Source organism: Mesorhizobium sp. M4A.F.Ca.ET.020.02.1.1 (assembly GCF_004022645.1).
In the GTDB taxonomy this organism is placed as follows: Bacteria; Pseudomonadota; Alphaproteobacteria; order Rhizobiales; family Rhizobiaceae; genus Mesorhizobium.
Genome location: NZ_RZOI01000255.1, coordinates 1 through 7566 on the forward strand (window position 1 = coordinate 1; position 7566 = coordinate 7566).

Here is a 7566-nt window from a genome sequence, read left to right on the forward strand (position 1 = left end):
GTCCCTGGCAGATGGAGCTGAAGACCAGCGGCCGCATCCTGGAGCTGCGCTCCAACCCGATGCCGGACGGCGGCATCGTCGCCACCTATGCCGACATTTCCGGCCGCGTCGAGCAGGACCTGGCGCTGAAGAGGGCCAATGAATCGCTGGAGCAGCGGGTGAAGACCCGCACCATCGAACTGACCCGCGTCAACGAAGAGCTGGCGCAGGCGCAGATGCTGGCCGAGGAGGCCAATCTCGGCAAAACGCGCTTCCTCGCCGCCGCCGGCCACGACATCCTGCAGCCGCTCAACGCCGCCCGGCTCTACTGCTCGTCGCTGATCGAGAAGCACGGCAAGGGTCCCGCCGGCAAGGCCGCGGTCAACATCGAATCCTCGCTGGAGTCGGTCGAGACCATTTTGGGCGCCGTGCTCGACATTTCCCGGCTCGACGCAGGCGCCATGAAGCCCGACGACACCGCCTTCAGCCTCGATGGGCTGCTCCGCCAGATCGGCACCGACTTCCGGCCGATGGCAGCCGAAAAGAAGCTCGAACTCACCATCATGCCGTCGTCGCTCACCGTGGTGACGGATCGCAACCTCTTGCGCCGCCTGATCCAGAACCTGGTATCGAACGCGATCAAATACCCCCGCCATGGCCGCATCCTGGTTGGCGTAAGGCGGCGGGGGTCGCTAGCCGAGATCCAGGTGATCGACACCGGCATCGGCATTGCTGGCGACGAGCTGAACACGGTGTTCCACGAATTCACCCGGCTGGACGAAGGCGCGCGCGAGGCCGAGGGGCTTGGCCTTGGCCTTTCGATCGTCGACCGTATCGCCAGGGTGCTGAGGCTGGAGATCCGCATCTTCTCCAATCCCGGCAAAGGCACGCGCTTCTCCGTCATCCTGCCGGTGGCCGCGGTCGCGGCTCCCCGGCGCGAGATCGAGAAGGCGCCGGCGCGCGTGGCCTCCTCGCTTGCCGGCCTCAAGGTGCTGTGCATCGACAACGATGCCCGCATTCTCGACGGCATGCGGCTGTTGCTCGAAGGCTGGGGCTGCCATGTCGAAACGCTCACCGGCGCCTGGCAGGTGGCGGGATCGGCGGAGAGCCGGCCAGACATCGTGCTGGCGGACTATCATCTCGACAGCGGCACCGGGCTCGACGCGATCGCGACGCTGCGAGCGCTTCACGGCCAGGATTTGCCGGCCGTGCTGGTCACGGCCGACCGATCGAGCGAAGTGCGCGCATCGGCAGGCCGGCTCGACGTGCCGGTGATCAACAAGCCGCTGAAGCCGGCCGTGCTGCGCTCGATGATAGCGCGGATTAGGCCGCTGGCTTCGGCGGCGGAATAGCCGCGCCTGCTTACAACACAGGCCCAGCCCTGTCTCAGCGGTGTCCAAGGCTTGCGATGTAGGCGCAGAACATGTCGGCCATGGCATCGGCGTAGGCTTCGATCTCCGCGTCGGTGCGCGGGCTTGCCGAAAAATCCTTTCCCGCCGCGCTCAACGTCATCGTGATCAGATCGCCGGCCAGGTCCTGGGTTGCTTGCGGGGTCCCGGGCAGAACTTCGCGGAGGAAAGCCTGGACGGTGCGCTCACCCGAGGCCCTTGCCTCGTGCGCCTCGGGCGCGTCGCGGTAGAGTGGGGCGGCGTCATTGAGTGCCACGCGCACGGCAGCTTCCTCGCACTCCGAGCGGATAAAGGCATGGACCAGCGTGCGCATCCGCTCCAGCGGCGGCCGCTTGTCGTCCTCCAATATGGTGCGCAGCAAACCGCCCGTCTGCCGCCATTCATCGCTCTGCAGCCTGAACAGCAGCGCTGCCTTGTTGGGGAAATATTGGTAAAGCGAGCCGACGCTCACGCCGGCCCTTTCTGCCACGCGCGTGGTGGTGAAGCGCTGGGCGCCCTCACTCGCCAGAACCTGAACAGCAGCCTCCAGGATCGCCGAAACAAGTTCCGTCGCGCGAGCCTGCTTGGGCTGCTTTCGCGAGGAAATAGAAAGGCTTAAGCGTTCGGTCATGGCGCGGCCGGGTAATGCGAATTGGAAACCTGAAGGATTATTCGTATTTTCAGCACAACACAAGAACACAGCCATTTTCGATTGGAGACTTCGATGATCACGCTCACAAACGCCCCGCTTGCACCCCTGCTCGCCCGCCTGTTCAAGGAAGCCGAGACCGCAACCAGCCCGGCGATGGCCGGCATCTCGCACGACGAGCGGGAACGCCTGCTGCGCAGCAAGACCGAGTATATCGATCTCTACGGGCGGCTGAGGGATTTGTGGCTCGCTGTCTCGCCGGAAACCGGCACGCTGCTTTATATGCTGGCACGCAGCAGCGGCGCGCGCGTCATCATCGAGTTCGGCACCTCGTTCGGCATCTCGACGCTCTATCTTGCCGCGGCGCTCAGGGACAATGGCGGCGGCCGCCTGATCACCACCGAGTTCGAGCCGTCCAAGGTGGTCCGCGCCAAGGCAAATCTGACGGAGGGCGGCCTCATCGACCTGGTGGAAATCCGCGAGGGCGATGCGTTGCAGACGCTGAGGGCCGACCTGCCCGACGCGATAGACCTTCTATTGCTGGATGGCGCCAAGGCGCTCTATCCGGAAATCTTGAGCCTGGTCGAGAGCCGGTTGAAACCGGGCGCGCTGGTCATCGCCGACAATGCCGACCTCTCTCCCGAATATCTGGAGCGCGTGCGCTCGCCGGCATCGGGCTACATCTCCACCCCTTTCGGCGACGATGTCGAGCTGTCCGTGCGGCTCAGATGAACAAGCCTCGGTACAAGCAGCTGATGCTGCTTCGACGGCCGCCAATCAGCTCGCAGGTTGCAGCGGGTCGCCGCCGATCCGGGAGAGCTGGATCACCGCCTGGGTGCGGCTGTCGACGCCGAGCTTCTGCAGGATGGCCGAGACATGCGCCTTGATCGTCGCCTCGGAGACGCCAAGCTCATAGGCGATCTGCTTGTTGAGCAGGCCTTCGGCCAGCATGCCGAGCACACGCGTCTGCTGCGGCGTCAACGCCTGCAGGCGCCTGATCAGGTCGGAGATCTCGGGATCGCGCTCGACGCCGAGATCGATACCGACGGGCGCGGCGATATCGCCGGCCAGCACCGCCTGCACGGCACGGCGGATTTCCTCCATGCTGGCCGATTTGGAGATGAACCCGGAGGCGCCGAGGTCGAGCGCGCGGCGGATCGTCACCGGGTCATCATGCGCCGAGACCACGATCAGCGGCACGGCCGGATGAACGCCACGCAGCGAGATCAGGCCGGACAGGCCGCTGGCGCCCGGCATCGACAGGTCGAGCAGCACCAGATCGATATCCTCATTGGCCACGACCAGCGCCTTTGCGCTTTCGAAATCGCCGGCCTCGTGGATGGCGGCGACGTCGCCGATGCCGGCAAGCGCCTCCTTCAGCGCACCGCGAAAAAGCGGATGATCGTCGGCGATGACGAAAGTGTAACCCGACGGCAAACAGTCCTCCCCGAATCCCGGCATTGCTGTTGTGCTTTTTACGGGATCGGATCGATTATGCGGCGATATCGGCCGTTTTCAAGCGGCAAAGGCCGGGCGTTCAGGTCTTTTGCTGGTTGAGCCTGGCGCCGTCGTCGCCATTCTCCTTGTCCATATCCTTGACGATGTCCTTGAACGTCCGGAAGAACTGCTCCATGTAGCCCAACGTCTTGTTGAAATCCTCTTCGCTCGGCAGCTGTGATTCCAACCGGGCGGAAAGCGAGTTCTCAAGCTTGGCGACACGCTCGTCCAGCGCCTTGACCGAGGTCTGCAGCTTGTCGACCTCGTCCTGGAAGGCGGCGCGTTCGTCGGCCGCCATCTTGCAGACGAGCTGGCCGGAGCGCTCTTCGCAGATCGACATGGCGCCGGTCTGGGTGTCCATGCGGATATAGCCATTAGCCGACTTTTCCAGCCGGTAGCGATCGGTTTCCCCGGAAAAGGCCGACACGGCGACCAGCGAGAAAAGTGCCGCTGGGATCAGTATGTACTGCGGACGCATGTTGTCCTCCATGAGCCAGTCTATGCAACCCTATCACAGCTTTGCGCCGGAAGTGGGGAAGAGTCGTTCCTTGCCTCGACGCAGGCTACCGCCGGAAAAACCGTGCAACACTTTTCCAGACCTTGCCTGCACCCTTTCCCGCGCGGTTCGTTCGGACTATAGCGCAGCCATGTCTCAGTTTATCTACAAGATCGCGCCAGAAGCGCTCTGGCGCGAGGCGGAGCGAAGCGGCCGCTTCACCGGCGCGCCGATCGACGTCGCCGATGGCTTCATCCATTTCTCGACCGCCGATCAGGTGCGGGAGACGGCGGCCAGGCATTTTGCCGGCCAGACCGGCCTGCTGCTGATCGCCATCGATGGCGACCGCCTCGGCGGTGCCCTGAAATACGAGGTCTCGCGGGGCGGCGCGCTGTTCCCGCATCTCTACGCGCCGCTCGATCTCTCAGCAGTCCTTTGGATCCGTCCCCTGCCGCTCGGCGCCGACGGCCGGCATGAGTTTCCCGACCTGGAGACGGAAATGAGCATGCTCGACCGTATCGGCCAGAAACTGCTGTTCACGCTCGATCCGGAAACGGCACATGGCCTGTCCATCGCCGCGCTCCGATGCGGCTTGCCGGTCGCCCCGCGCGCGCCGCGCGACGAGCGGCTGAAGCTGCGCGTCGCAGGCCTCGATTTCCCCAACCCGCTCGGCATGGCGGCGGGCTACGACAAGAATGCCGAGGTGCCGGACGCACTGCTCGGCCTCGGCTTCGGCTTCGCCGAGGTCGGCACCGTCACGCCGCTGGCGCAGACGGGCAATCCGAAGCCGCGCATCTTCCGGCTGACGGCCGACGAAGCGGTGATCAACCGGCTGGGCTTCAACAATGAGGGCCACGAGGCGGCCGAGAAGCGCCTTGCAGCCCGAAAGGGTCGCCTTGGCATCGTCGGCGTCAACATCGGCGCCAACAAGGACAGCGCCGACCGCATCGGTGACTATGAGCGCGGGGTCGCCCGCTTCGCGCCCCATGCCACATATCTCACGGTCAACATCTCCTCGCCGAACACGCCGGGCCTGCGCAACATGCAGGCGCGCGAGCAACTCGGCGAGCTGCTGTCGCGCGTCATGGCTGCGCGGGCGTCGGCTTCGGCGCAGCCGCCGGTCTTCCTCAAGATCGCGCCGGACCTGGTCGAGGCCGAACTGGAAGACATCGCCGCCGAGGTCGCCGAGAAAAGGGTCGACGGCGTCATCGTCTCCAACACAACTCTCGCGCGGACGGGACTACGGAGCGCAAGCCTCGCCGGCGAGGCCGGCGGCCTTTCAGGCAAGCCGCTGTTCGAACGCTCGACCGCTGTCCTTGCACGCATGCGCAAGCTCGTCGGTCCCGAGATGGCGATCATCGGCGTCGGGGGCGTCAATTCCACGGAGACAGCGCTGGAAAAGATCCGCGCCGGCGCCGATCTGGTGCAGCTCTATACCGGCATGATCTATGCCGGGCCGGCGCTGCCGGGGCGAATCGTTGCCGGCATGGCGCGGTTTGTGGAGCGCGAAGGACTGACTTCGCTGCGCGAGTTGCGCGACAGCCGCCTGGATCATTGGGCCGTCAAGGCTCATTAGAAGGCCATGGCGCCCGTGCGCCCACACCTTTATGTCATCTCTCATCGCGTAGCCCTTCCGCGTTCAGGCTGCCGGATTCATCCATACGATCTCCCAAACATAGCCATCTGGGTCTTCAATGTGGCGGTTATACATGAAGCCAAAATCCTGTGCCGGGTTGGGATCGGCGCGACCGCCCGCCGCAACCGCGCTGGTCAGCGTTGCATCGACGGCGGCGCGGTCGTCGACCGTGAGGGCGATCATTGCCTGACTGTCACGCCGCGCGTCGCCGATAGGGCGCTTGGTGAATTCGCGGTAGTGGTCATGGCTCAGCAGCATCACCCCGATCGCGTCCGAGAACATGAGCGAGGTAGATTTCTCGCCCGAAAACTGCGGGTTTACGGTGCCACCTAGAGCCACGTAGAACGCCGTCGACGCCGCCAGGTCGCGCACAGGCAGGTTCACGAAAATCATTCTGGACATCGCTTTCTCCTTCTCTATCGCCGCGCCCTGCGCTATTGTCTTGATGCAATGTTAGTAGATGCAATGTATCTCGATGTCAAGATACATTTTGTTGAGAGAATATTCGAATGGATCGTGCCGAGGCCGCGGCTAAGCAATGGGCTCGCGAGCGCCCCGACCTTCCAGTGTTGCCTATTGAAACGGTAGGTCGTCTGCTCGATGCCGCCGCGCGCGTGATCCGCGATCACATGAACCCGCTGCTTTCGGGAGCAGGCCTGAATGTAGGTGAGTTTGATGTGCTGACGCCGCTCAGGCGCTCCGGCGAACCCTATATGCTTTCGCCAACGCAGCTTTACGAATCGGCAATGATCTCGTCGGCCGGCATGACCAACCGCCTGGATCGACTGGAGCGCGCCGGGCTGGTTGAACGACGCCCCGATCCCAAGGACCGGCGCGGCAAGCAAATTGCGCTAACGACTGGTGGCAAGCGGGCGATAGACGATTTGATCGGTCCAATGGTGGCGCTAGAAGAGCAATTGATCTCCGTGCTGACGCCGTCGGAGCAGGAGACTCTCAACGCCCTGCTCAAGAAATTGCTCACCGGCCTCTAGGTCGTTGTCGTCGCCAGCAGCCACCTCTCCCGGCGTCAACGGATCCTGATCCCGAGCGGAGGCACTACCTAAAACGCAGTCCGCGCCCGCACTCGCAGAACCATAAGCAGGCTCACGCCTCGCACCAGCAGGAAGACGTGCAGCGACGCCCAGAGCCCGCTGTTGCCGAAGGCCGGCGCCAAAGTCAGCAGCGCGGCGCTGAAGGCGAGGAACGACAACAGCATCATGTTGCGCATGTCGCGCGACCAGGTGGCGCCGATGAAGACGCCGTCCATCTGGAACGCCAGCACGCCGCTGAGCGCGGTGAACGCCGCCCAGGGCAGATAGGTGTCGGCAACCTCGCGAACCTCGGGCGATGTCGTGATCAGGCCGACCAGATCGACACCGGCCAGCAGCAGCACGAGGGTGGCGACGCCCGACAGGCCGAAACCCCAAAACAGGGTCAGCCGCACTGCTTGCCGGAAGGGCGTTTCGGCGCCCGCGCCGATGGCGCGGCCGGCGAGCTGCTCGGCGGCGGTGGCGAAGCCGTCGAGGAAGTAGCCGGCGATGAGGAAGAAGTTCATCAGCACCGCGTTGGCAGCCAGCGTCACCGTGCCGAACTGCGCGCCCTGGCGGGTGAACAGCGCGAAGGCGGCGAGCAGCGAGAAGGAGCGGATCATGATGTCGCGGTTGAGCGACAGCATGCGCCGGTAGGCCGGCAGGTCGAGGATGCGCTGGCGCGAGGGGCGCTCCAACCTCCGGAAACGACGCAGGACGATGGCGAGGCCGAGCAGCATGGCAAGGAACTCGCCGGTGACGGTCGCCCAGGCAACGCCGGCGACGCCCCAGCCGAGCTTCAGGCCGAGCAGGAAGCAAAGCGCGATGTTGATGCCGTTCAGCACCGCCTGCAGCATCAGGCCAAGCCCGCCCTCGCCGCGCCCGAGCACGTA

Annotated in this window: 9 protein-coding genes and 1 pseudogene; 5 read left to right on the forward strand and 5 right to left on the reverse strand. The window is 64.6% G+C overall.

Annotated features, from left to right (window positions below; translation table 11 throughout):
- The coding region (locus EN742_RS17120) for an ATP-binding protein (RefSeq protein WP_128333059.1) at positions 1-1331 on the forward strand (1331 nt) is incomplete at its 5' end.
- 34 nt (positions 1332-1365) lie between these two features.
- Here EN742_RS17120 and EN742_RS17125 read toward each other — a convergent pair.
- Positions 1366-1998, reverse strand: coding sequence for a TetR family transcriptional regulator (locus EN742_RS17125; protein ID WP_126059246.1), 633 nt, complete (start codon positions 1996-1998; stop codon positions 1366-1368).
- A gap of 93 nt (positions 1999-2091) precedes the next feature.
- On the opposite strand from EN742_RS17125, the gene EN742_RS17130 reads away from it, so the two are divergent.
- Positions 2092-2748, forward strand: coding sequence for an O-methyltransferase (locus EN742_RS17130; RefSeq protein ID WP_126056571.1), 657 nt, complete (start codon positions 2092-2094; stop codon positions 2746-2748).
- A gap of 45 nt (positions 2749-2793) precedes the next feature.
- Here the strand turns inward: EN742_RS17130 and EN742_RS17135 are convergent, their stop codons facing one another.
- Entirely contained in the window at positions 2794-3453 is a 660-nt protein-coding gene (locus tag EN742_RS17135; RefSeq protein WP_127407038.1) for a response regulator transcription factor, read from the reverse strand.
- 100 nt (positions 3454-3553) lie between these two features.
- Positions 3554-3991: a hypothetical protein gene (locus EN742_RS17140; RefSeq protein WP_127407037.1), complete on the reverse strand. Its 438-nt coding sequence runs from the start codon at positions 3989-3991 to the stop codon at positions 3554-3556.
- A gap of 169 nt (positions 3992-4160) precedes the next feature.
- Here EN742_RS17140 and EN742_RS39405 point away from each other — a divergent pair.
- A pseudogene (locus tag EN742_RS39405) lies at positions 4161-4388 on the forward strand (DUF952 domain-containing protein); the annotation flags it as partial.
- Between the two features lie 120 nt (positions 4389-4508).
- Positions 4509-5585 carry a quinone-dependent dihydroorotate dehydrogenase gene (locus EN742_RS17145; protein ID WP_245492341.1) on the forward strand — a complete coding sequence of 359 codons (1077 nt, stop codon included), beginning with the start codon at positions 4509-4511 and terminating at the stop codon, positions 5583-5585.
- Positions 5586-5648: 63 nt separating this feature from the next.
- Here the strand turns inward: EN742_RS17145 and EN742_RS17150 are convergent, their stop codons facing one another.
- Positions 5649-6047, reverse strand: a complete 399-nt coding sequence (locus tag EN742_RS17150) for a VOC family protein (protein WP_127399735.1) — start codon at positions 6045-6047, stop codon at positions 5649-5651.
- 107 nt (positions 6048-6154) lie between these two features.
- On the opposite strand from EN742_RS17150, the gene EN742_RS17155 reads away from it, so the two are divergent.
- Positions 6155-6637: a MarR family transcriptional regulator gene (locus tag EN742_RS17155; RefSeq protein ID WP_189363133.1), complete on the forward strand. Its 483-nt coding sequence runs from the start codon at positions 6155-6157 to the stop codon at positions 6635-6637.
- Positions 6638-6705: 68 nt separating this feature from the next.
- On the opposite strand, the gene EN742_RS17160 is transcribed toward EN742_RS17155, so the two are convergent.
- Positions 6706-7566, reverse strand: an 861-nt coding sequence (locus EN742_RS17160) for an MATE family efflux transporter (RefSeq protein WP_245492340.1), incomplete at its 5' end; no start/stop codon positions are given.

Excerpts from the sequence above, each read along its gene's own strand:
- EN742_RS17125 (WP_126059246.1), bottom strand. The coding sequence starts at position 1,998 with ATGACCGAACGCTTAAGCCTTTCTATTTCCTCGCGAAAGCAGCCCAAG.
- EN742_RS17130 (WP_126056571.1), top strand. The coding sequence starts at position 2,092 with ATGATCACGCTCACAAACGCCCCGCTTGCACCCCTGCTCGCCCGCCTG.
- EN742_RS17140 (WP_127407037.1), bottom strand. The coding sequence starts at position 3,991 with ATGCGTCCGCAGTACATACTGATCCCAGCGGCACTTTTCTCGCTGGTC.
- EN742_RS17145 (WP_245492341.1), top strand. The coding sequence starts at position 4,509 with ATGAGCATGCTCGACCGTATCGGCCAGAAACTGCTGTTCACGCTCGAT.
- EN742_RS17150 (WP_127399735.1), bottom strand. The coding sequence starts at position 6,047 with ATGTCCAGAATGATTTTCGTGAACCTGCCTGTGCGCGACCTGGCGGCG.
- EN742_RS17155 (WP_189363133.1), top strand. The coding sequence starts at position 6,155 with ATGGATCGTGCCGAGGCCGCGGCTAAGCAATGGGCTCGCGAGCGCCCC.